This is a genomic window from Pseudomonas sp. DSP3-2-3, from assembly GCF_049898225.1.
Classification (GTDB): Bacteria; Pseudomonadota; Gammaproteobacteria; order Pseudomonadales; family Pseudomonadaceae; genus Aquipseudomonas.
In genome coordinates this window covers 1-21,877 of the sequence record NZ_JAFCXH010000044.1, presented here as the reverse complement: position 1 = coordinate 21,877, position 21,877 = coordinate 1, and the positions used below count along the sequence as shown (strand labels likewise).

Below are 21,877 nucleotides of genomic sequence, written 5' to 3'. Positions count from 1 at the left end.
TCACAAGGCTCCATCGCCGGGGGTGCCGCCGTAGCGTTTCACCAGTTTCAGATAGATGCCGATGATCGACAGCATGATTGCCACCAGCGTCATCGCCAGCGCGCTGCCGAACGGCCAGTTGCGCGATTGCAGGAACAGGTCGACCAGCGCGTTGCCGACAAAAAACACTTTGCCGCCGCCGAGAATCGCCGGGATCAGGAACTCGCCCATCAACAGGATGAACACCAGCATGACCCCGGTGATGATCCCCGGAGCCGACAGCGGCAAGGTGATGCGGCGAAAGCTTTCGAACGCGCTGGCGCCCAGATCGGCGGAGGCTTCGAGCAGGCGTTTGTCGAGCTTTTCCAGGCTGACGTAGATCGGGAACACCATCAGCGGCAGATAGCCGTAAACGATGCCGATCAACACTGCTGTCGGCGTATTGATCAGGCGCACGCCGTCCAGGCCGAGGCTGGCGAGCATGGCCGGAATGCCTTTGCCGCTGAGGATGAAAATCCACGCGTAGGTGCGAATCAGGAAGCTGGTCCAGAACGGCACGATCACCAGCGTCAACAGCAGCGAGCGATTCTTGCCGGCGCGCACTGCCAGGAAATACGCCAGCGGATACGCCGCCAGCAAACACACCAGCGTCCCCAGCGGCGCCAGTATCAGCGTGTTGCTGAAGGCGGCGGCGCGGGAACTCAGGTTCATGTAGTTGGCCAGCGTCAGGCCGCCGGCATAACCGCCGACGGCGCTGCGCTCACCGAAGCTGAAGACCAGAATGATCAGCAGCGGCATCACCAACAGCAGCAAAAACCACAGCGTTGACGGCAGCAGCATCAGCATCGTGATGCGCCGCCGCAAACTGCGGCGCTTGCCCTCGGCCTGGGCGAGTTGCGCAGGCGAGGCGTCGGCTTCATCGAGAAGCGTTTCGGATGAGACTACGGCGTTCATGGACGGGTCCTTGCTGCGCATGGCGATGGATCAGGCAGATTTGAAACGGGCCATCAATTCGGCGCGCAACGGACTGGTCAAGGTTGCCGCCGCGCCGAATTCCAGCGGGCTCAACTGCTCGGCGGCCGGGTACATGATCGGGTCGCTGAGCATCGCCGTCGGCAGCAGGGCATCGACGCGCTTGTCGCCGCTGGGATAACCGTGGCTCAACACTTCGAGCTTGTTGTGCTGCGGATCGAGCAGGTAATTGATGAAGGCATACGCCGCATCGCGATGCTCGGCGCCCTTGGGGATGGCGAAGAAATCACTCCACAGCTCGCCGCCTTCCTTGCCCAGCGCGTATTGCATGGTCGGGATGTCGCGATGCAGCTGCGAGGCATCGCCGGTCCACGACATGGCCAGAACCGCGTCGCCACTGCGCATCGACGGCTGAATGTCGGAGTTGATCGCGAACAGGTGCGGCTTGACCTCGATGAGCAGTTTTTCCGCGTCGGCCAGCTCCTTCGGATCCAGAGAGTTGAAGCTGTAGCCGAATGATTTCAGCGCGTTGCCGATGGCGGTCAGCTGGTAGTCGTGGATCATGGTGCGGCCGCTGCCTTCACCTTGCGCCAGGGCCCAGAATTCTTTCCATGACGTCGGTTTGGCCTTGAGCTTGGCGCTGTCGTAGGCCATGCCGGTGGTGCCCCAGTTTTTCGGCACGGCGTAGACCTTGCCGTCGACGGTGCCCTGGGCCATGAATTTTTCCTGAAAGGCTTTGGGGTCGAAATTGGGGATGCGTGAAAGGTCCAGCGGCTCGATCAAACCGAGTTTCACGTAGGTGCTGATGGTGTAGTTGGTCGGCACCATGACGTCCCAACCGCTGCCGCCGGCTTGCAGTTTGGCGAGCATTTCTTCGTTGGAGCCGAACACGCTCATGGCCACCCGGGCGCCGGTGCTTTTGGCGAAGGCGTCGAGATTGTCCTGGCTGTGATAATTCGGCCAGGTCGCCAGACCGAGACGATCACCAATATTTTTTTCTGCCGCGCCCGCGCTGGAATCCTTGGTGCCCATCAACAGGCCGGGCATGTTGGTCGCAACCACGGCGGCGGCGACGCCCAGACCAGTGCGGCCGAGGAATTCGCGACGGCTGATCGAGCCGTTCTGCCAGCTGCGCATCGTCTTGATAAAAGTCTTCTGGTCCATGGCAATCTCCCGGTCTGATGTGTTCGAAATGAGCGGTGTTCGAAGCAGGGTGAAGCGAGCTGTTACAAAGCCATGGCCAGGCCGCTGGCGTTGTCCCAGCCAACGCGCACTGCGGCGCCGTGTTCAAAACCGCCGAAATCAGTGCCCGGCCCGGACTGGCCCAGATGGCGAGGCACCCTGACGCAGACGATGCCGAACGGCTCGGTGCGCACGCGATATTCAGTGAGGTTGCCCAGATAAATCCGGTCCTCGACGCAGCCGTTCAGGGTCACATCCCGAGCCAGCAAGCCGTTGGGCGCGGCGATGCTGATCAGCTCCGGACGCACCGCGATGCAGCCGGGGGTGTTGGCGCTCAGTGCCATGCCGGTCGGGGTTTGCGGGCTGGTCAGCTCAAGGCCTTGATCGGTGCGCAGTACCACCGAGTTGCCACTCAGATGGCGCACTGTGCCGTTGAACAGATTGGATTCGCCGATGAAGTCCGCCACATAGCGATTGGCCGGGGCTTCGTAGAGCTGTTCCGGAGTCGCGGTCTGAATGATCGAGCCGCTGTGCATCACGCTGATGCTGTCGCTCATGGACAGCGCTTCTTCCTGGTCGTGAGTCACCAGCACAAAAGTGATCCCGACTTCGCGCTGCAAGCGCAGCAGTTCGGACTGCATCTCCTTGCGCAGCTTGCGATCCAGCGCGGCCAGCGGTTCGTCCAGCAGCAGCACCGTAGGTTTGTTGACCAACGCGCGGGCCAGCGCCACCCGCTGTTGCTGGCCGCCGGACAATTCGCTGGGTTTGCGGTGCCCGAGGCCGTTGAGACGCACCATCTCCAAGGCTTCATCCGCCAGGCGACGTTGTTCTTTCTTGTCCGGGCGTGGGGTTCTGTAGCGCAGGCCGTAGGCAATGTTCTCGGCGACGGTCATGTGCGGGAACAGCGCGTAATGCTGGAACACCATGTTCACCGGGCGCTGAAAAGCCGGTACGCCCGCGACGTTCTTGCCAGCCAGTAAAATCTCGCCGGAACTGGGCTGATCGAAGCCGGCAATCATCCGCAACGTGGTGGTCTTGCCGCAGCCGGAGCCGCCGAGAAAGGAATGAAACGTGCCGCGCTTCACCTGAAAACTCAGGTCGTTGACGGCTTTCAGATTGCCGTAGAGCTTCTCTACGTGGCGGAACTCGATATCGTTGGCGTGGCTGTTGTCACTCATCGTCGGCGCTCGCGTGATTTCCAGTGCATCGGTCTCTGCAATGGTGATCAAACTAGCAACCGGGGTTTTGCGCTGTATATATCCCTTGGGGGATAGGGAAGGACGGATTTGTGGGAGCAAGCTTGCTTGCGAAGGCGGTATTTCATATCGATAAATGTGCCGGATGTACCTGCCTTTTCGCGAGCAAGCTCGCTCCCACAGGTAGGAGGAGCTACCCCGTCGCCGCCATCTCCGGCCCGGCCAGCTCGCGAATGAACAACCCGAGCAGCTCCGACTGGCTGCAGATGCCCAGCTTGGCGTAGATATTCTTGCGGTGGATTTTCACGGTGCCGGGGCTGATCGACAGTTGCTCGGCCACCGAAGCGCTGGAGTGGCCGCGCAGCAGCAGGCGGACGATTTCCTGCTCGCGACCGGTCAGGATATGCGCGCCGAAATGATCGAAAGCGGCGTGGATCTTGAAGTCCAGATCCTGCGCCGGACGCGGTTTGTCGGCGTGGAACTGGCTCCACGCCTCGCCGATGATCTGCTCGACAACGGGTTGCGCGCAGTCCAGCAACTGCAATTCGTCACGGCTGAAGGCGCAGCTGGACGTAGCGCGCATCAGCGACAGAACCGCCGTGGTGTCATCGCCCAGATCGACAAAAAACGCCACTTCCTCGGCCAGACCGGTCTGCTGGTAATACGCCAGGTAATACTCGCTCAGGTAGAAGTGGTCGGGCGCGAACTGTCGCAAGCGCCACAGGCCGGGCGGTTGATGGCGGGTGCAGGCCAGATAGAACGGGTCCAGCAGGTACGGCCCGCATTGGTAGTCATCGACGTAGACCTTGCGCTTGTCGGACGTGAACGTGTCGAACAAGGCCAGCGGCCGGTGATTACCCTGATAAACGAACAGCACGAAATGATCGACCGGGCATATCTGTTTCAGCCACTGGCTCAATCCACTCAGCCGCGCAACGCCCATCGGCAGATCGAGGAGGTGGGCGATGCCGGTGGTCCAGTGTTTGAGTTCCTTTGGGCGCATGAGAGGGCTTGGGTCGGCTGAATCCACTGAAGGAGGTTGAGGAAAAGATGCAGGATGTGCGCCACTGCACAGATTTTGACCATCGTCGCCACGAGCGCCTGCGTAGACTAGGTATAGCCTGATTCGAGCGCGCGGGGTCGTGCACCGTTTTCAGGCGAGTGAGCACTGAGCTGTCACTCTCTGCCACGCTTGGTAACATTTGCGCGCTTGAGTCTGAGAGTCCCAAGACTCAGTCTATGAAGAGGCGAAGTGCCATTAGTCTAATTGTCAGGCTATTTGCCAGCTTTACTGCTTCAATAGCAGGTGTTCGTTATATGAACAGGAGGATCGACACATGCAAATCACCATGAACAACACGTTGTATCCAGGCCTTAGCGCGATGCAGGTCGGGCAATCTCGTGTCGACCAAGCGGCCACTCAGATCGCCAGCAGCAATATCGAAGTCTCGGGCAGAAGCCAGTCCTCGGATTTCCAGCTGGAAAATCTGCGTTCCGTCGACCGTTCCCAGCGCAGTGATCTCCCGGCCAACATCGTCGAGCTGGAGTCCGCCAAGTCCCAGTTTCAGGCTGGTGCGGCAGTGCAAAAAGCCAGCGACGAAGCCCTCGGTACCTTGATCGACACTTACGCCTGATCGACCCTCTCGCCGTGCAATCGTGCACGGCGTTGCGTGCTGAATCCCCTGTCATCACGCGCTTCTATCCATCTGCTGCCCAATCCGCTACGCCCACTCGCTGAACTAGACTCAAGCCATCTACGGATTCTTCATCCTGCGCTGCATCCCTTTGCCTGTGCGGCTTGTAGTCAGGTCGACGATGAACGGCGCGTTAGGCATGCTTGACAAGGCTCAGGCGTAAACGTATGTTTCAAACACCTGTTTGACCGCTAGGCATCCGAGTTTGTCCGGTGGTTGGGGAACGTTCCCGCAGCGACCGATCGGTCATACATTCCAGGATTCAACAGCAGAGGTTTATCGCTATGCCTGACTACAAGGCCCCCTTGCGTGATATTCGCTTCGTTCGTGACGAACTGCTCGGCTACGAAGCGCACTATCAAAGTCTGCCGGCTTGCCAGGACGCTACTCCCGACATGGTTGACGCCATTCTTGAAGAAGGCGCCAAGTTTTGTGAGCAGGTTCTGGCGCCGCTGAATCGTGTCGGTGATACCGAAGGCTGTACCTGGAGCGAATCCGGCGTGAAAACGCCAACCGGTTTCAAGGAAGCCTACAAGCAATTCGTCGAAGGCGGCTGGCCAAGCCTGGCCCATGACATCGATCATGGCGGCCAGGGTTTGCCCGAGTCTCTCGGTCTTGCGGTCAGCGAAATGGTCGGCGAAGCCAACTGGTCGTGGGGCATGTACCCAGGCTTGTCCCATGGCGCGATGAACACCATTTCCGAGCACGGCACCGAAGAGCAGCGTCATGCTTACCTGACCAAGCTGGTGTCCGGCGAATGGACCGGCACCATGTGCCTGACCGAATCGCATTGCGGTACCGACCTGGGCATGCTGCGCACCAAGGCCGAGCCTCAGGCGGATGGTTCGTACCGTGTCAGCGGCACGAAAATCTTTATCTCTGCTGGCGAACACGACATGGCCGATAACATCGTCCACATCGTGCTGGCCCGCCTGCCGGACGCACCGGCTGGCACCAAAGGCATTTCGCTGTTCATCGTGCCCAAGTTCCTGCCCAACGCTGACGGCAGCATTGGCGAGCGCAACGCGGTGACCTGCGGTTCCCTGGAACACAAAATGGGTATCCACGGCAACGCGACCTGCGTGATGAACTTCGACGCGGCCACCGGTTTCCTGATCGGCCCGGCGAACAAAGGCCTGAACTGCATGTTCACCTTTATGAACACCGCGCGTCTGGGTACTGCATTGCAAGGTCTGGCTCACGCCGAGATCGGCTTCCAGGGCGGCTTGAAATACGCTCGCGATCGTCTGCAAATGCGCTCGTTGACCGGCCCGAAAGCGCCTGAAAAAGCCGCTGACCCGATCATCGTTCACCCTGACGTGCGCCGCATGCTGTTGACCATGAAGGCCTTCGCCGAAGGCAACCGCGCAATGGTCTACTTCACCGCCAAGCTGGTGGACATCGTCAAGTACGGTCAGGACGAAGAAGCCAAGAAACAAGCCGACGCACTGCTGGCGTTCATGACGCCGATTGCCAAGGCGTTCATGACTGAAGTGGGCTTCGAGTCCGCTAACCACGGCGTGCAAATCTACGGCGGCCACGGCTTCATCGCCGAGTGGGGCATGGAGCAGAACGTTCGCGACAGCCGCATTTCCATGCTGTACGAAGGCACGACCGGCATCCAGGCGCTGGACCTGCTTGGCCGCAAAGTGTTGATGACCCAAGGCGAGGCTCTTAAAGGCTTCACCAAGATCGTCCACAAATTCTGCCAGAACAACGAAGGCGTCGAAGCCGTTCAGGAATTCGTCACCCCGTTGGCTGCGTTGAACAAAGAGTGGGGCGAACTGACCATGAAAGTCGGCATGGCCGCCATGAAAGACCGCGAGGAAGTCGGTGCCGCTTCGGTGGATTACCTGATGTATTCCGGTTACGCCTGCCTGGCTTACTTCTGGGCTGACATGGCGCGCATTGCTGCCGAAAAACTGGCTGCGGGCACCACCGAAGAAGCCTTCTACACAGCCAAGCTGCAGACCGCGCGCTTCTACTTCCAGCGCATCCTGCCGCGTACCCGCACCCACGTTGCAACCATGCTGTCGGGCGCTGCCAACCTGATGGACATGAAAGAAGAAGACTTCGGCCTGGCTTACTAAGCGCCGCTGGCTTCATCCAAAGCCGCTTCCTCCGTTGGGGGGAGCGGCTTTTTTGTGGGCGCCGTCGGTAGGAGGGGTCGCGGCAATAAACCTTTCCCATCTCCTGCCGTTAAAGAATGTAGCCTGCTATCGGGTTATGAGGGCACAATGCCATCAACCGAGATCTTTACCCAAAGTCGGGTGGGAGACATTCACTTTGCTGCGTCCGTCATCTGCACGTTTGAGCCATTTTCTGCCATCGCTGGTATTGCTGCTTGCGGGGCTTGCGGCTGCGTACGTGAAGGACTTGAACGTATTTTTTACCTCGCTGTTCAACGTCCTGCCGACGCTGGTGCTGTTGCTCGGCGGCGCGTATTGCGGGGTATATCGGCGGCAGCGTGAGCTGTTTCTGATGATCACCGTCTACATTGCCTACTTTTTGCTCGACACCCAGACCGATTATTTCCGCGACTTTGGCAAGGTTCGCGAAGACGCGGCCGTGGTGTTCCATCTGGTGTGCCTGCTGCTGCCGTTGATGTTCGGGGTCTTCGCCGCCTGGGAAGAACGCACGCACCTTTTCCAGGACATGATTGCCCGGCTCGCGGTGCTGGTCGCCGTGGGTGCGATTGCGCTGGGGCTCGAACAAAGTTATCCGGACACCGTGCTGCGCTGGCTTGCCGAGATCCGTTGGCCCGCGCTGCATGGCGCGTGGATGAGCCTGATCCAGCTTTCCTACCTGATGTTCCTGATCACCTTCAGCCTGTTGGTCGTGCAGTACGTGCGCAAACCAAGGCCGCTGCACGCCGCGCAACTGGTCGGCTTGATCGGGCTGTTCTGGGCGTTGCCGAAAACCTTCATTCTGCCGTTTACCCTGAACATCCTGTGCAGTCAGGTGATGTTGATGATTGCCGCGGCGGTTGCTCACGAAGCCTATCAAATGGCCTTCCGCGACGAACTGACCGGGCTGCCGGGGCGGCGCGCACTCAATGAGCGTATGCAGCGCCTGGGTCGCAACTATGTGCTGGCGATGGGCGACGTCGATCACTTCAAGAAATTCAACGATACACACGGCCACGATGTCGGCGACCAGGTGCTGCGACTGGTGGCCAGCAAACTGTCGAAGATCACCAGCGGCGGTGGCAAGGCTTATCGCTATGGCGGTGAAGAATTCGCCATCGTCTTCGCTGCCAAGACCCTGGAAGAATGCCTGCCGCATCTGGAAGTGATCCGCGAATCCATTGCCAACTACGACATTCTGTTGCGCAACAATGACAACCGGCCTCACGACGACCATCAAGGTCGCCAACGCCGGGGTGCCGCCCAGGCTTCCAGTGTGTCAGTGACCATCAGCATTGGCGTCGCCGAACGTCAGCCGGAGCATCGCACGCCGGAAGAAGTGCTCAAGGTCGCCGACCAGGCGCTGTATGCCGCCAAGGGCGCCGGCCGCAATTGCGTCATGTCCAACGGCAACGTCAACAAACGAGGCGCGGTTCGCATGGTCGGCGCGGCGGGCTGAGCGCGCCGGGGTTCCCAAAGACACGGTGACTGGCGAGCACCGTGTTTTTTTTGCCCGCAGGAAGTATGTGACTAAAGTATTTGAAATAGTCACTAGCTGACCCTATGTGTCGCTATCGGTGTTCAGTTACACTTCAGTCCATTCGATACCAAGGTCCGCACAGCGTCTGCGGATCACTCTTTCAGGCGTACTGCTCCTGTTTCTTGTGAGGTTTGCCATGGCTGACTACAAAGCTCCGCTGCGCGATATGCGTTTCGTCCTCAACGAAGTCTTCAACGTTTCCGAACTCTGGGCACAACTCCCGGCGCTGGCCGAAACGGTCGATGCCGAAACCGTCGAAGCGATCCTCGAAGAAGCCGGCAAAGTCATCAGCAAGAGCATTGCGCCACTGAGCCGCAATGGCGATGAAGAAGGCTGCCACTGGAAAGACACCGTCGTCACCACGCCAGCCGGATTCGTTCAGGCCTATCAAACCTATGCCGAAGGCGGTTGGGTCGGCGTTGGCGGCAACCCGGAATTCGGTGGCATGGGCATGCCCAAAGCCGTCTCGGCGCAGGTCGAGGAAATGCTCAACTCCGCGACCCTGGCATTCGGCCTGTATCCGATGCTGACCTCCGGTGCCTGCGTGTCGATCAACGCCCACGCCACCGAAGAGCTGAAAGCCACGTATCTGCCCAACATGTACGCGGGCATCTGGTGTGGCTCGATGTGCCTGACCGAGGCCCACGCCGGTACCGATCTGGGGATTATTCGCACCAAGGCCGAACCGCAAGGTGATGGTTCCTATAAGGTCACCGGCAGCAAAATCTTTATCACCGGCGGCGAACACGACCTCACCGAAAACATCATTCATCTGGTGCTGGCCAAACTTCCGGACGCACCTGCCGGCCCGAAAGGCATCTCGTTGTTCCTGGTGCCCAAGTTCATGGTCAACGCCGACGGCAGTCTCGGCGCGCGCAACACCGTTGCCTGCGGTTCCATCGAGCACAAGATGGGCATTCAGGCATCCGCGACGTGCGTGATGAATTTCGACGAGGCGGTAGGCTATCTGATCGGCGAGCCGAACAAAGGCCTGGCGGCGATGTTCACCATGATGAACTACGAGCGTCTGGGGGTTGGCATCCAAGGGCTGGCGTCCGGCGAGCGCTCGTATCAGAACGCTGTCGACTACGCTCGTGATCGCCTGCAAAGCCGTTCGCCGACTGGCGCGCAGCAAAAGGACAAGATCGCCGATCCGATCATCGTCCATCCCGATGTGCGTCGCATGTTGCTGACCATGAAAGCCAGCAACGAAGGCGGCCGCGCGTTTTCGACCTACGTCGCCATGCAGCTGGATATCGCCAAGTTCAGCGAAGACGACGCTGCCCGCCAGCGCGCCGACGATCTGGTTGCCCTGCTGACACCCGTCGCCAAGGCGTTCCTGACTGATCTCGGTTTGGAAACCACGGTTCACGGCCAGCAGGTTTTCGGTGGTCACGGCTATATTCGCGAGTGGGGCCAAGAGCAGCTGGTGCGCGACGTACGCATCACGCAAATCTACGAAGGCACCAACGGCATTCAGGCGCTGGATCTGATGGGGCGCAAAATCGTCGCCAACGGCGGCGCGTATTACCAGGTGTTCGCCGAAGAAATCCGCCAGTTCATCGCCAGCTCCGACGCTTCCCAGAGCGAGTTCACCCAGCCATTGAGCGCTGCGCTGGATACGCTGGACGAATTGACGCATTGGGTTGTGGATCGCGCGCGTACCAACGCCAATGAAATCGGCGCGGCGTCGGTGGAGTATCTGCATGTATTTGGTTACACCGCCTACGCCTACATGTGGGCGATGATGGCCAAGGCCGCGTCTGGCAAAGAAGCTCAGGACGATTTCTACGCCAGCAAACTGGGCACCGCACGCTTCTATTTCGCGCGTCTGCTACCGCGCATTCATTCGTTGAGCGCCTCAGTGAAAGCTGGCAGTGAAACACTGTTCCTTTTGGAGGCGTCGCAATTCTGACGCGGACTACAACGTGTAAGCATTTGCTTACACGTTGTGGTGCTGATTGGCCATATCGCGTAACGGGATCCAAAGTTAATCTAAATCCATGGACGTAGCGCAGGAAGCGCACCAATACATAACAGGGACACGTAAGGAAGCCTGCCAGGATGGCGGGAAGAAATGGATGTCAGGGAAACAGTCTGTAAAGCCCCGCTTCGGCGGGGTTTTCTTTTTTCAGGTCCTCTGAAAACCACTACGTTTTCAAATGGCCTGAATGTCCGCGATTCAGTGCTCGCCGGGCGTCTCGACGCGATGCGTCTGAAACACTTCTGCCAAAACCCTCTGCAACAACACCAGCGTGGCCTGTTGCCGCTGCGCATCGCGATACACCAGCCCGACTTTTAGCGGCACGCGTGGTTCGCTCAGGGGTTTCCACAGCAGATCGGTGTTTTCCTGAAGGTGCTGCGCTCTTCCAGGCAATACGGTCACCAGTTTGGTATGCGCCAGGCTGTCGAGAATCCCCGTCATATTGTTCAACTCGGCCTGCACATGTGCCCGTCGCCCGAGGTTGGCCAGTTGTGTCTGCCAAATCTGTCGTACCTGAAACTCTTCGCCGAGCAGCAACATCGGCAACTCTGCGGCCTGGGCCAGGGAGACTTTCTTGAATTCGCGCAGCGGATGATTGGCCGGGATGACCAGCTTCAATTCATCCTCATACAGCAACAGGCCATGCAAACCCGGTTGGCGCGGCGGCAAGTAGCTGATGCCGATGTCCAGCGAGCCATTGAGCAGCCGTCGTTCGACTTCCATCCCGCTCAGCTCATAGATTTGCACCACCAGATGCGGCTGGGCCGTTCGCACGCGTTCGAGCATTTGCGGGACAAGGCCGGAATGCACAGTTTGCAGCACACCAATCGCCAAGGTGCGCAACGACTGCCCCTTGAAATTGCGCAAGGCTTCGCGGGCCTGTTGTAGCCCATCGAGTAGCGGCACCGCGTGGTTGTACAGCGTATGCGCCGCGAGGGTGGGCAACAGGCGTTTACTGCTGCGCTCGAACAGGCTGACGTCCAGGCTCTCTTCCAGATGGCGGATTTGTTGCGACAGCGCAGGTTGCGACAGGGAAAGCCGTTCGGCGGCGCGCCCCACATGCCCCTCTTCGTAGACCGCGACGAAATAGCGCAGTTGGCGAAAATCCATAAGTAAACCTTATTGAAAAAGCTGGAAAATCGAAATGGCTGGGAAACCGGCGACAGCATAGTCTAGCGCGTATCCAAAAGCCTACAGAGCCGGAAATCGCGATGAGCAGGCTAAGAATTGATGGCATTTACATAGGAAAAGCGAAAAATACAGAACTCGGGGAAAACCGAGGATTTCGCCCATGAATCTGTTCAGGCTGCTGCGCAGCAATACCGATGTTCAGGAGCTGCCCTGTATTCAATCCGCGCAGGTTATAGAACCCGAGGAACGCACTGTGTCGCAAACCAACCACTGCGACCCGGTATTCGTACGCGGTCAGGGATCGTGGATGTGGGATGCGCAAGGTCGCGTGTACCTGGATTTTATCCAGGCAGGCGCGGCCAACAGTCTTGGCCACAGCCCGGCGGTCTTGCTCCAGGCGCTCAATGCTCAGGCACAAACATTGATCAGCCCCGGCCCCGGCCATTCGCATCGCAGCGGGCTGGAACTGGCGCGGCGCTTGTGTCTGAGCACGCGCAGCGATCAGGCCTGGTTCTTCAGCAGCGCCAATCAGGCCTGCGAAGGTGCTATCGATCTGGCGCGCAAGTGGGGTGAGCTGCATCGCGGCGGCGCTGGCGGAATCATCACTGCCAGCCTTGGGATGAACACGACAGCCGCCAATCAGGTGCCGTTCAACGACTTGCCCGCATTGCACGCCGCGGTCGACGCCCAGACGGTCGCGATCATGTTGGAACCGATCCAGAGTCAGGCCGGCGTGATTCCGGCCACTCATGAATACCTGCAGGGCGTCGAGAAGTTGTGTCGTGAACTGGGAATCCTGTTGATTCTCGACGAAACCCAAACCGGTGTTGGCCGTTGTGGCGGCTTGCTGTGCGAAGTCACCTATGGCGTGCGCGCCGACATCGTCGTCCTCGGTCAAGGCCTGGGCGGCGGTGTGCCGTTGGCAGCACTGCTGGCGCGAGGTACGGCATGTTGCATTGCGCCGGGCGAACTTCCCGGCGCGGGCGACGGCAATGCACTGATGATCGCCGCTGGCCTGACCGTGCTGCACAGCGTTCAGGAGCCGCAATTTCTGCGTCAGGTGCGCGATTGCGGCGAGCACATGCGCGAAGGGCTGATGCGCCTTGCCGAGCGTTTTCAACTCGGCGAGGTGCGCGGCCAAGGCCTGCTCTGGGCCTTGAGCCTAGGACAGGACCGCGCGGCGCAAGTGGTGGCCGCTGCGCAATCGGAGGGCTTGTTGATCGATGCGCCGCAGCCGGACTGCGTGAGGTTTTCTCCGGCGCTCACCGTCAGCCGGGCCAATGTCGACGAGATGCTGCAACGCCTGGCCCGAGCATTGAGTCGAGTCAAAACCGCACAACTGAGGGCCAGACAAGGCTTGCTGGCCTGAGCCCCGAATTTCCGAACCGTCTCGCGTTATATGCGCGTCGCCCCGTGCCGGATTCGTTTGGCGCGGGGCTTTTTTACATGCAGTAATGGCTGGTAGCCAGAGGTTAGGGAACCTCCGCCATTTGTCGCAGGTCGATTAGCTGTGTGGCTTATGAGAGCCGCTTTAATCTGGAGCTACACCATGGACATCATTCGCATTATCTTCGCCATCCTGCTGCCACCTGTCGGTGTGTTCATGCAAGTCGGTTTCGCTGGCGCCTTCTGGCTGAACATCCTGCTGACCTTGCTGGGTTACTTCCCCGGCATCATTCACGCGGTCTACATCATCGCCAGCCGTAAGTAATTCGAGCGATACCCGGTCTCGTTGGAGCGAGGCTTGCCTGCGAAGAACGGGCCTGCTCCACCGTTGCGACTTTCCCCCCGCATTCGCGAGCAAGCTCGGCTCCCACCCATCTAACCGTCCTCCGCAATTTGTGGGAGCGAGCTTGCTCGCGAATCGGTCTACCCATCCACCACCGGCTGGTTCGCGGGCAAGCCTCCAACGGATCTACGCAACATTCACGATGGGACGTACAGCCGCTGTATTTGCGTCTACTGGAATGCCGTCTTCCCGGATAAATCCGGTCCCACACAATCAGCGCGATCCAGTGGGACCGGCTTTAGCCGGGAAGGCGTCGGTTCAGACAATACATCTGTGGCGCCTGGCGGTTGCCCCCAGACATAGAATCTCCAACGGGTCGCCCTTCAGGTTTACCCTCGTTTCATCTCTCTCTCGCTGACTGAACCGACGCATTCCCGGATAAATCCGGTCCCACAAAATCTTGCGAAGGCATTCAACGCTGCCCGTCAATCACCCGCCGATAAAACGCCCATTCCTTTTCCAGCGCATCCGCCTGGTTGGCGGCTTGCCGGAAGCCGTGGCGTTCGTTGGGGTAGAAGTGGGCTTCGGCGGGGATGCCGTTGTCCTGCAGGGCTTTGAGCATGGCGCGGGTTTGTTCCGGGACGACCACGGCGTCGAGTTCGCCCTGGAAGAAAATCACCGGCACGTGGATTTGATCAGCATGCAGCAGCGGCGTTCTGGCGCGATAGCGTTCGCTGTCGGTTTGCGGATCGCCGATCAGCCAGTCCAGATAGTCACCTTCGAACTTGTGCGTCGCCTTGCCCAGCGCTATCGGGTCGCTGACGCCATACAGGCTCGCGCCCGCGCGGAACACATCCTGAAACGCCAGCGCGCACAGCGTCGTGTAACCGCCCGCGCTGCCGCCGCGAATGAAGGCCTGATCCGGATTGATCAGCCCGCGTTCGGCCAGATGCGCGACCACGGCGCAGGCGTCTTCGACATCCACCACGCCCCAGTTCAGGTACAGGCTTTGCCGATAGGCGCGGCCATAACCGGTGCTGCCGCGATAATTCAGGTCGGCTACCGCGAAGCCGCGCTGGCTCCAATACTGAATACGCGGATCAAGTATCGGGTAGCACGCGGAGGTCGGGCCGCCATGAATGAACACCACCAACGGTGGCCTTTGCGCACCGTTCATGGCGGGATAAAAATAGCCGTGCGCCTCAGCGTCGCCGCTGGGGTAACGCAAAGGTTGCGGGCGACTGATGCGATCGGCGGGCAGCAGCGCGACGCCACCGGCCAGCACCTGAATGCTGTGGTCGTCACGACTGATCGCCAGCACCGCCGAAGGGCTGACGGCTGAAGCCGCGATGCAATAGAGGTATTGATCGTCGAACGCCAGACTGCGAAAACGGCTGTAAGCGTCGCTGAAATCTTCCAGTGAGCCGTCAGGCGCGCGCAGGCCCAGCACGCCAAATCCATCTTCCGACCAACTGGCCAGATAACCGCCATTGGCCAGCGGCAGCCAGGTGCAGCCACCCAATTGCCACGGCGCGGGCGAATGATCGGCTGCGGCTGCCGGCAACGCTTCAAGGCCTTCGGTGGTTTCCACCCATGGTTGCCAGAAGCCGCCGCGATCGGTCAGGCAATGCAGCCGGCCTTGTAGGTCAAAGCGCGGTTGTTGCAGGGATTCTTCCTGCGCATACCCTGCTACACAGCGCGGCGGCGACCAGCCGTCGTTGAGGCGTTCGGCACACATCAGCGAAGTGGACGTCCACGGCTGATGTGGACGCTGCCATTCGATCCAGGCCAGGCGTTGCCCATCAAGGCTGCGGGTAGGCGCGGCGTAGAAGTCAGCGCCTTCGGCCAGCAGTTGACGTTTACCGTCAGCGATGTCGATAGCGACCAGTCGATGCGTGGCGTGATCCTCTTCGACTGCCAGGATCTGCCCGCAGGCGAAGCGGACGTCGCCGTAGCGCTTGCCGTCGAAGGTCAGTTGTTGCGGGGCGCCGCCAGTCAAAGGCTGGCGATACAGCTGCTGATCGCTTTCGTTGACGAAGACTAATGAATCGTCAGCCAGGCAGAACGAACCGCCACCATATTCGTAAACCCGGCTGCGTACGCTGAAGCCGTCAGGCGTGAGGCAAGTGGTGTGTCCTTCGAACCAGCGCCAGATGCGACTGGCGGCGTCTTGCGGTCGATATTCACTCCAGAACAAGCCCGCCGCGCTGACCTCCAGCTCGGCGAAGTCGATCCCTGCGGCAACCGCGTCGGCGGCACTGAGGGCGTCAGGATTTGGCGATAAGGCGAGAGTTTCGGTCATTGCGGAAGGCCAACTGCTCAATGGTCTTCGTAGCATACTCGGCTTCTTCCCGAGCTTTGAGAATCATTCCGTGATTCGGCGACTTGCTGCACACCGGATCGGTACTGGCCGCATCGCCGGTCAGCATGAACGCCTGGCAGCGACAGCCGCCGAAGTCCTTTTCTTTCTCATCACATGAGCGGCACGGCTCGGGCATCCAGTCGTAGCCGCGAAACACGTTGAAGCCGAAAGATTCGTACCAGATGTGCTGCATGCTGTGGTCGCGCACATTAGGGAATTTCACCGGCATTTGCCGCGCGCCGTGGCAGGGCAGGGCGGTGCCGTCCGGCGTGACGGTGAGGAAGATGCTGCCCCAGCCGTTCATGCAGGCTTTCGGGCGTTCTTCGTAGTAGTCCGGGGTGACGAAGATCAGCTTGCACGGGTGATTTTCTGCCGCCAGCTTGTCGCGGTATTCATTGGTGATGCGTTCGGCGCGCACCAGTTGGTCTTTGGTGGGCAGCAAACCTTCACGATTCAAATGCGCCCAGCCGTAGAACTGACAGGTCGCCAGCTCGACGAAATCCGCTTCCAGAGCGATGCACAGCTCGATGATCTGATCGATCTTGTCGATGTTGTGCCGATGGGTGACGAAATTCAGCACCATCGGATAGCCATGTTTTTTCACCGCGCGGGCCATTTCCAGCTTTTGCGCGAAGGCCTTTTTCGAACCGGCGAGCATGTTGTTCACTTGCTCGTCGCTGGCCTGAAAACTGATCTGGATGTGATCCAGCCCGGCTTTCTTGAAGTCGATGATTTTCTGTTCAGTCAGGCCGATGCCGGAGGTGATCAGGTTGGTGTAGTAACCCAATCGGCGCGCTTCGGCGATCAGCTCGGCCAGGTCCTGGCGCACCAGCGGTTCGCCGCCGGAAAAGCCTATCTGCGCCGCGCCTATCTGCCGCGCTTCGGCCATCACCTTGAACCACTGTTCGGTGGTCAATTCCTCGCCTTGTTTGGCAAAGTCCAGCGGGTTGGAGCAATACGGGCATTGCAGCGGGCAGCGATAGGTCAGCTCGGCCAGTAGCCACAGCGGCAGGCCGATTTCGGGTTTGGGCGGCATTGCCAGAGTCGAAGCGCTGAGCGTCGAGTCAGGCAAGTTCGATCCAGTGTTCGCCACGGGCGACCTCCATGAATTGCTCGACATCGGTGCCGAGCTCGGGAAAGCCTGGGAACTGCTGGTCCAGCGCATCAATGATCGCTGAAACGCTGCGTTCGCCATCGATCAGGCCACCGATGGCGCTGGCACTTTCATTGAGCTTGATCATGCCTTCCGGGTAAAGCAGCACATGGCCATTTTGCGCAGGCTCGAACTGGAAACGATAGCCCTGGCGCCAGCGCGGGACTTGTTGTCGATCAAAACTCATAGGGCGATTCCCTTATGCCAGACCCGTTGGTCGGTCACGCTGTGATAGGGCGGACGGTTCAGCTCGTAGGCCATGCTCATGGCGTCCAGCATGCTCCACAAAATGTCGAGTTTGAACTGGAGGATTTCCAGCATGCGCTGCTGGCCTTCATAGGTCGTGTAATGCCTGAGCGTGATCGCCAGGCCGTGCTCCACATCGCGCCGAGCCTGGCCCAGACGGGTGCGGAAATATTCGTAACCGGTCGGGTCGATCCACGGGTAATGCTGCGGCCAGCTGTCCAGGCGCGACTGGTGGATCTGCGGCGCGAACAGCTCGGTCAGCGAACTGCTCGCCGCTTCCTGCCAGTTGGCGCGGCGCGCGAAGTTCACGTAGGCGTCCACGGCGAAACGCACGCCGGGCAGCACCAGTTCCTGGGAGCGCAGCTGGTCCGGGTCCAGGCCGACAGCCTGTCCCAGACGCAGCCAGGCTTCGATGCCGCCGTCTTCACCCGGTGCGCCGTCGTGATCGAGCAGGCGCTGAATCCACTCGCGACGAATCTCGCGGTCCGGGCAATTGGCGAGGATCGCAGCATCTTTGAGGGGGATGTTCACCTGATAGTAGAAACGGTTGGCGACCCAGCCCTGAATCTGCTCGCGGGTCGCCCGGCCCTCGTACATCGCCACGTGGAAGGGGTGATAAATGTGGTAATACGCGCCCTTGGCACGCAGGGCCTGCTCGAATTCAGCGGGGGACAGCGGCGTTGCTTCGCTCATGACGGCTCTCATCCAACGAAATAGAAATATAAATGACCCAATTGCGATGACTTTGTGGGACCGGCTTTAGCCGGGAATGCGGTGTTCCTGGGCCAACAGATGCATCGAATGTGCTGGCGTCTTCCCGGCTAAAGCCGGTCCCACAGTGTTGGTTTCATCGCTCCTTACAATTCGATACTCATCCCATCGAAGGCCACTTCGACGTTGCGCCGCGCCAGTTCGGCGCGTTCGGCGGAATCTTCGTCGAGAATCGGGTTGGTGTTATTGATGTGGATAAGCACCTTGCGCTGCTTCGGCAGACGCTCCAGCACTTCGAGCATGCCGCCGGGGCCGTTCTGCGCCAGGTGGCCCATTTCGGTGCCGGTTCGGGTGCCGACGCCACGGCGCTGCATTTCGTCGTCGTCCCACAGGGTGCCGTCCACCAGCAGGCAATCGGCACCGGTCATTTTTTCCATCAGTGCGTCATCGACCTTGCCCAGGCCCGGCGCGTAGAACAGCTTGCCGCCGGTCTTCAGGTCTTCGACCAGCAAGCCGATGTTGTCGCCTGGATGCGGATCGAAGCGGTGCGGCGAATACGGCGGCGCGGCGCTGCGCAGCGGGAACGGCGTGAAGCGCAGATTCGGGCAGGCCGGGATTACAAAGCTGCCTTCCAGTTCGATACGGTTCCAGTCCAGGCCGCCGTTCCAGTGCTTGAGCATGGTGAACAGCGGGAAGCCGGTGCTCAAATCTTCATGAACCATGTCGGTACACCAGACTTGATGCGGGCAACCTTCACGCAGGCTCAACAGCCCGGTGGTGTGGTCGATCTGGCTGTCCATCAGGATAATCGCGCTGATCCCGGTATCGCGCAGGGCGCGGCCCGGCTGCATCGGGGCGAAACCAGCGAGTTGCGCGCGGATGTCCGGCGAGGCGTTGCACAGCACCCAATTGACGCCATCGTCGGACAGCGCGATGGACGATTGCGTGCGTGCCACGGCCCGCAAACTACCGTCGCGAAAGCCCGCACAGTTGGCGCAGTTGCAGTTCCATTGAGGGAATCCGCCACCTGCGGCGGAACCTAGAATCTGGATGTACATGTCAGCTCCATGCCGCGAGGTCGTGAAACGCAAAAATAAAAAGGGTCATGCCAATAAAAAAAAGCCCCGGCGAACCGAGGCTTTGCACCGCGTCGTAATCAACGGCTTGCGAAGTACATAGTGACTTCGAAACCGATACGCAGATCAGTGTAAGCAGGTTTAGTCCACATAGAAGACTCCTTTTGGGTGATTGCAGCGGTGGATAGGTACATCTTTAGTACACCCTGGAGGGCATATCGTTCGATGCTTAGGGAGCTATGTTACTTAATTTAACAATTCCTGGCTGTCATCATCCGGAACAAAGCTTTTGCATTCCCGGTAATGATCAATGTCTCGGGGAGGAACAATTACTCAGGATCAGCCAGCCAGCGCTGGCTTCTTCCAGCTGAGTCGCAGCCTTCAGCAACATGTTTTTTTGCTGATCCATGATCGCTGTGAGCAGGCGATTCGGGTAATCCGCGCCGTGTCCGGCAAGATGCGCCTGCCAGAGCATTTCGGCTTCGCTGGCGCTTTCCATGCCCGCGCTGGCCAGCTGCGCCGCCAGGGTTTGTTGTTGCCGGGGAAGGTCGGCGCTGTCGATCAACTCAGGGATTTGCGCAATGAAATCGGTGATGTGCTGCACAAGTTCCTGCACCGAAGCGCTGGGCGATTGCACGCCGAACAGCAATCCACCTTGCCCGGCGATCTGTCGGAAACCGCTGAATACCGCGTAGCCCAGTTGCAGCTCGACACGCAAACGCTGATAAAACGGAGCCGAGGTCAAATGCGCCAGCATGCGCCACGCGGCTTCGTCGGCAACGCTTACGCTGCAAGTCGGGCAAAACACCAATACAGCGCTTTCGGACGAATCCGACGCTTCTGATCGCCAGTGCTGGCCGGGTTGCAGGACTGGTGCCTGGCTTGGGCTTTGGTCCTTGCTTCCAGGCGTTAGCCCAAGCGCCGCGTTTGTCGCCTGTTGGGTTTGCTCCGACAGGCCTGTCGCAAAGCTCATCCAGTGCGCCGCCGCCCAAAGCGATTGAACATCCGGAAGGGCCTCGTCAGGCACACTGTTCAAATAATGATCAGGCAGGGATTTGAGCAATTGCCGGATCGGGATCAGCGCCGGTTCCTGACTGGGCTGCCCGTGGCGCGACAAGGCGTCGTCGTCTGGATGGCTCAAAAGCCGCAATGCGTGTTCGAGAATCATCGCCAGCGGCGCATTCAGCCCGACCAGCTTGAGTTGCCAATCATTGCCGTACGCCGTGAAAGCCAGGTGCACGCCCGCTTGCCTGGCGTCTTCGCCCAGGCTGCGCAGGCTTTGGTCGAACATGTGCCACAGCGCCGGTTGTGGCGACGGCAAGGTCCAGCGCAGAAAATTCGCGCCGTCAGTGCTGCTATCGTCGCTTTGGGATGTCAGAAATGGATTCGGTTGCGGTAGCTTCCAGTCGACCTTGTCGACAGCGGATTCCGTCTTGGCCGTAAGTTGTTTGAGCAACGCATTGAGCGCCTGGCCGCCGTCGTCCGACAGGCCTTGCGGCGCCTTGCGTGCGTAGTGATGGGCCAGATCCAGCGCGCCGCAGGTATCCAGGCGACGCTGCTGAAGACGGTTGTAGTCGTCCCGAGCCTTGGGCCAGTGGGCTTTGAAAAACGTGAACCAGTCGAAAATCAACGCGATAGCACTTTCAGGCCCGCTCACTATCTCGACCTTTATCAACAATTGCCCGGCAAACTGATAAATCACCTCCGCCTGCAACGTCTCAGCCAGCCCCCGCGCGCGCAGCTGGGCAACCAATCCACCCGGATGCGCCGAGTTCAGGTGATGACAGAGAAACGCCGCTGCCTGGTCGGCGGCCTCGGGCAGATTTTCCCAGGCAAAAAGCAGATTGATCCGACCGCTTTTGTCGACTGACTGCACGAAGGTCGTGCGATCCATCAGCCTGGGCGGTTCGCTCTGTTGGACCGCTTCGCCCGCGACGAAGTATCCGCCGTACCGGGTGGCCAAGGCTTTCAGTTCATCCAGCGATTGCGGGCCGGTCAGGCATAAGGTCATCTGCCCGGCTTGATAAAACCGCTGGTAAAAATCCCGCAACGCCTGCTGAAACGCCTGACGCGGCACCGGCAAACTGAAGCGATTGCCTGCATGAAAGGCCTTCAGTGGATGACTTGGGCAGATTGGCTCCAGCAGCCGGATTTGCTCCCGCGCCTTGGCGTCTCGTGACCAGGCGATGAACTCGGCGTGCAGCACTTCCCGTTCCCGCAGTTGGTCTTCCACTGTCATGCGCGGGTGGGCGAGCATTTCGCACAGGCGATCCAGCCCTTCGCCGAACACCGCCAATGGCAGCTCGAAGAAGAAATCAGTGGTGCGCTCGCGGGTGCTGGCATTGAGCTGCCCGCCGTTGCGCTGGACGAAGGTCATCAGTTTTTGCTCGTCGGCGTAACGCTCGGTACCGAGGAAGAACAAATGCTCAAGAAAATGCGCCAGCCCCGGCCAGGCAAGCGGCACATCATGGCTACCCGCCGCAACCCGCAACGACGCGGCCGCGCGTTTGAGCCTCGGCGCATGACACACCACCACGCGCAGGCCGTTGGCGAGCGTGAGGTGTTCGACGGCCGGCGGGCGGAAGGCAGGCATGGGATTTCCGATGGGGATCAGCGGGTCATGCTAGCGCAACTGCGAGATTTTTTGTGGGAGCGAGCTTGCTCGCGAAGAAGTAGGCACTGACCTTGCCCCCGAGAAACGTATCCCTTAACCCGGCGTCGGGGTTGAGTATCTAAGGTTGTTGCATTTGCCAGTTCTTCTCGTATTGCATCGGGCTTACGTAAAGCAGAGTCGAG

The 21,877-nt window shown here is 59.8% G+C and carries 18 protein-coding genes; 6 read left to right on the top strand and 12 right to left on the bottom strand.

The genetic code is table 11. From position 1 onward, the window contains the following. The 4 genes from ACP7E4_RS28280 to ACP7E4_RS28265 form a co-directional block, all read right to left on the bottom strand. Positions 1 to 933 (bottom strand): ABC transporter permease, encoded by a 933-nt coding sequence (locus ACP7E4_RS28280; RefSeq protein ID WP_426119262.1) that lies wholly within the window; start codon positions 931 to 933, stop codon positions 1 to 3. A gap of 30 nt (positions 934 to 963) precedes the next feature. After that, a complete protein-coding gene (locus ACP7E4_RS28275) occupies positions 964 to 2,115 on the bottom strand; it encodes an ABC transporter substrate-binding protein (protein ID WP_426119260.1) in 1,152 nt (383 codons plus the stop codon). Positions 2,116 to 2,177: 62 nt separating this feature from the next. After that, on the bottom strand, positions 2,178 to 3,311 hold the full coding sequence (locus ACP7E4_RS28270) for an ABC transporter ATP-binding protein (RefSeq protein WP_426119258.1): 1,134 nt from the start codon (positions 3,309 to 3,311) through the stop codon (positions 2,178 to 2,180). Between the two features lie 211 nt (positions 3,312 to 3,522). Beyond that, on the bottom strand, positions 3,523 to 4,332 hold the full coding sequence (locus ACP7E4_RS28265; protein WP_426119256.1) for a response regulator transcription factor: 810 nt from the start codon (positions 4,330 to 4,332) through the stop codon (positions 3,523 to 3,525). Between the two features lie 334 nt (positions 4,333 to 4,666). Here ACP7E4_RS28265 and ACP7E4_RS28260 point away from each other — a divergent pair, with 334 nt between their 5' ends. The 4 genes from ACP7E4_RS28260 to ACP7E4_RS28245 all read left to right on the top strand — a co-directional run bounded on the left by ACP7E4_RS28260 (position 4,667) and on the right by ACP7E4_RS28245 (position 10,604). Beyond that, positions 4,667 to 4,963 carry a pyrroloquinoline quinone biosynthesis protein PqqE gene (locus ACP7E4_RS28260; protein WP_426119255.1) on the top strand — a complete coding sequence of 99 codons (297 nt, stop codon included), beginning with the start codon at positions 4,667 to 4,669 and terminating at the stop codon, positions 4,961 to 4,963. Positions 4,964 to 5,307: 344 nt separating this feature from the next. After that, positions 5,308 to 7,113 (top strand): phenylacyl-CoA dehydrogenase, encoded by a 1,806-nt coding sequence (locus tag ACP7E4_RS28255; protein ID WP_426119254.1) that lies wholly within the window; start codon positions 5,308 to 5,310, stop codon positions 7,111 to 7,113. 196 nt (positions 7,114 to 7,309) lie between these two features. Further along, positions 7,310 to 8,608 (top strand): diguanylate cyclase, encoded by a 1,299-nt coding sequence (locus ACP7E4_RS28250; protein ID WP_426119252.1) that lies wholly within the window; start codon positions 7,310 to 7,312, stop codon positions 8,606 to 8,608. Between the two features lie 217 nt (positions 8,609 to 8,825). After that, entirely contained in the window at positions 8,826 to 10,604 is a 1,779-nt protein-coding gene (locus ACP7E4_RS28245; RefSeq protein WP_426119250.1) for an acyl-CoA dehydrogenase C-terminal domain-containing protein, read from the top strand. Between the two features lie 267 nt (positions 10,605 to 10,871). Here the strand turns inward: ACP7E4_RS28245 and ACP7E4_RS28240 are convergent, their stop codons facing one another. Further along, on the bottom strand, positions 10,872 to 11,783 hold the full coding sequence (locus ACP7E4_RS28240) for a LysR family transcriptional regulator (protein ID WP_426119249.1): 912 nt from the start codon (positions 11,781 to 11,783) through the stop codon (positions 10,872 to 10,874). Between the two features lie 181 nt (positions 11,784 to 11,964). Here ACP7E4_RS28240 and ACP7E4_RS28235 point away from each other — a divergent pair, with 181 nt between their 5' ends. Both ACP7E4_RS28235 and ACP7E4_RS28230 read left to right on the top strand, forming a co-directional pair. Next, positions 11,965 to 13,173 (top strand): aminotransferase class III-fold pyridoxal phosphate-dependent enzyme, encoded by a 1,209-nt coding sequence (locus ACP7E4_RS28235; protein ID WP_426119248.1) that lies wholly within the window; start codon positions 11,965 to 11,967, stop codon positions 13,171 to 13,173. Between the two features lie 180 nt (positions 13,174 to 13,353). After that, positions 13,354 to 13,515 (top strand): YqaE/Pmp3 family membrane protein, encoded by a 162-nt coding sequence (locus ACP7E4_RS28230; RefSeq protein ID WP_020290879.1) that lies wholly within the window; start codon positions 13,354 to 13,356, stop codon positions 13,513 to 13,515. 490 nt (positions 13,516 to 14,005) lie between these two features. Here the strand turns inward: ACP7E4_RS28230 and ACP7E4_RS28225 are convergent, their stop codons facing one another. The 7 genes from ACP7E4_RS28225 to pqqF all read right to left on the bottom strand — a co-directional run bounded on the left by ACP7E4_RS28225 (position 14,006) and on the right by pqqF (position 21,674). Further along, on the bottom strand, positions 14,006 to 15,835 hold the full coding sequence (locus tag ACP7E4_RS28225) for a S9 family peptidase (protein ID WP_426119246.1): 1,830 nt from the start codon (positions 15,833 to 15,835) through the stop codon (positions 14,006 to 14,008). Continuing rightward, on the bottom strand, positions 15,801 to 16,988 hold the full coding sequence (gene pqqE / locus ACP7E4_RS28220; RefSeq protein ID WP_426119244.1) for a pyrroloquinoline quinone biosynthesis protein PqqE: 1,188 nt from the start codon (positions 16,986 to 16,988) through the stop codon (positions 15,801 to 15,803). The genes ACP7E4_RS28225 and pqqE overlap by 35 nt, the downstream gene beginning before the upstream one ends. Continuing rightward, positions 16,960 to 17,235 carry a pyrroloquinoline quinone biosynthesis peptide chaperone PqqD gene (gene pqqD / locus ACP7E4_RS28215; RefSeq protein WP_065831500.1) on the bottom strand — a complete coding sequence of 92 codons (276 nt, stop codon included), beginning with the start codon at positions 17,233 to 17,235 and terminating at the stop codon, positions 16,960 to 16,962. Before pqqD ends, pqqE begins: the two co-directional genes overlap by 29 nt. Next, on the bottom strand, positions 17,232 to 17,987 hold the full coding sequence (gene pqqC, locus ACP7E4_RS28210; protein WP_426119241.1) for a pyrroloquinoline-quinone synthase PqqC: 756 nt from the start codon (positions 17,985 to 17,987) through the stop codon (positions 17,232 to 17,234). The genes pqqD and pqqC overlap by 4 nt, the downstream gene beginning before the upstream one ends. A gap of 164 nt (positions 17,988 to 18,151) precedes the next feature. Continuing rightward, the gene (gene pqqB / locus ACP7E4_RS28205; protein ID WP_426119240.1) at positions 18,152 to 19,063 is read right to left on the bottom strand and encodes a pyrroloquinoline quinone biosynthesis protein PqqB; all 912 of its coding nucleotides are present in this window, start codon (positions 19,061 to 19,063) and stop codon (positions 18,152 to 18,154) included. A 98-nt stretch (positions 19,064 to 19,161) separates the two neighbouring features. Beyond that, entirely contained in the window at positions 19,162 to 19,233 is a 72-nt protein-coding gene (gene pqqA / locus ACP7E4_RS28200) for a pyrroloquinoline quinone precursor peptide PqqA (RefSeq protein WP_008365141.1), read from the bottom strand. A 155-nt stretch (positions 19,234 to 19,388) separates the two neighbouring features. Continuing rightward, the gene (pqqF, locus tag ACP7E4_RS28195) at positions 19,389 to 21,674 is read right to left on the bottom strand and encodes a pyrroloquinoline quinone biosynthesis protein PqqF (RefSeq protein ID WP_426119238.1); all 2,286 of its coding nucleotides are present in this window, start codon (positions 21,672 to 21,674) and stop codon (positions 19,389 to 19,391) included. Positions 21,675 to 21,877: the final 203 nt, after the last annotated feature.

Excerpts from the sequence above, each read along its gene's own strand:
- ACP7E4_RS28240 (WP_426119249.1), bottom strand. The coding sequence starts at position 11,783 with ATGGATTTTCGCCAACTGCGCTATTTCGTCGCGGTCTACGAAGAGGGG.
- ACP7E4_RS28280 (WP_426119262.1), bottom strand. The coding sequence starts at position 933 with ATGAACGCCGTAGTCTCATCCGAAACGCTTCTCGATGAAGCCGACGCC.
- ACP7E4_RS28235 (WP_426119248.1), top strand. The coding sequence starts at position 11,965 with ATGAATCTGTTCAGGCTGCTGCGCAGCAATACCGATGTTCAGGAGCTG.
- ACP7E4_RS28275 (WP_426119260.1), bottom strand. The coding sequence starts at position 2,115 with ATGGACCAGAAGACTTTTATCAAGACGATGCGCAGCTGGCAGAACGGC.
- pqqC (WP_426119241.1), bottom strand. The coding sequence starts at position 17,987 with ATGAGCGAAGCAACGCCGCTGTCCCCCGCTGAATTCGAGCAGGCCCTG.
- ACP7E4_RS28245 (WP_426119250.1), top strand. The coding sequence starts at position 8,826 with ATGGCTGACTACAAAGCTCCGCTGCGCGATATGCGTTTCGTCCTCAAC.
- ACP7E4_RS28270 (WP_426119258.1), bottom strand. The coding sequence starts at position 3,311 with ATGAGTGACAACAGCCACGCCAACGATATCGAGTTCCGCCACGTAGAG.
- ACP7E4_RS28265 (WP_426119256.1), bottom strand. The coding sequence starts at position 4,332 with ATGCGCCCAAAGGAACTCAAACACTGGACCACCGGCATCGCCCACCTC.
- pqqD (WP_065831500.1), bottom strand. The coding sequence starts at position 17,235 with ATGAGTTTTGATCGACAACAAGTCCCGCGCTGGCGCCAGGGCTATCGT.
- ACP7E4_RS28225 (WP_426119246.1), bottom strand. The coding sequence starts at position 15,835 with ATGACCGAAACTCTCGCCTTATCGCCAAATCCTGACGCCCTCAGTGCC.
- pqqF (WP_426119238.1), bottom strand. The coding sequence starts at position 21,674 with ATGCCTGCCTTCCGCCCGCCGGCCGTCGAACACCTCACGCTCGCCAAC.
- ACP7E4_RS28230 (WP_020290879.1), top strand. The coding sequence starts at position 13,354 with ATGGACATCATTCGCATTATCTTCGCCATCCTGCTGCCACCTGTCGGT.
- pqqB (WP_426119240.1), bottom strand. The coding sequence starts at position 19,063 with ATGTACATCCAGATTCTAGGTTCCGCCGCAGGTGGCGGATTCCCTCAA.
- ACP7E4_RS28255 (WP_426119254.1), top strand. The coding sequence starts at position 5,308 with ATGCCTGACTACAAGGCCCCCTTGCGTGATATTCGCTTCGTTCGTGAC.
- ACP7E4_RS28260 (WP_426119255.1), top strand. The coding sequence starts at position 4,667 with ATGCAAATCACCATGAACAACACGTTGTATCCAGGCCTTAGCGCGATG.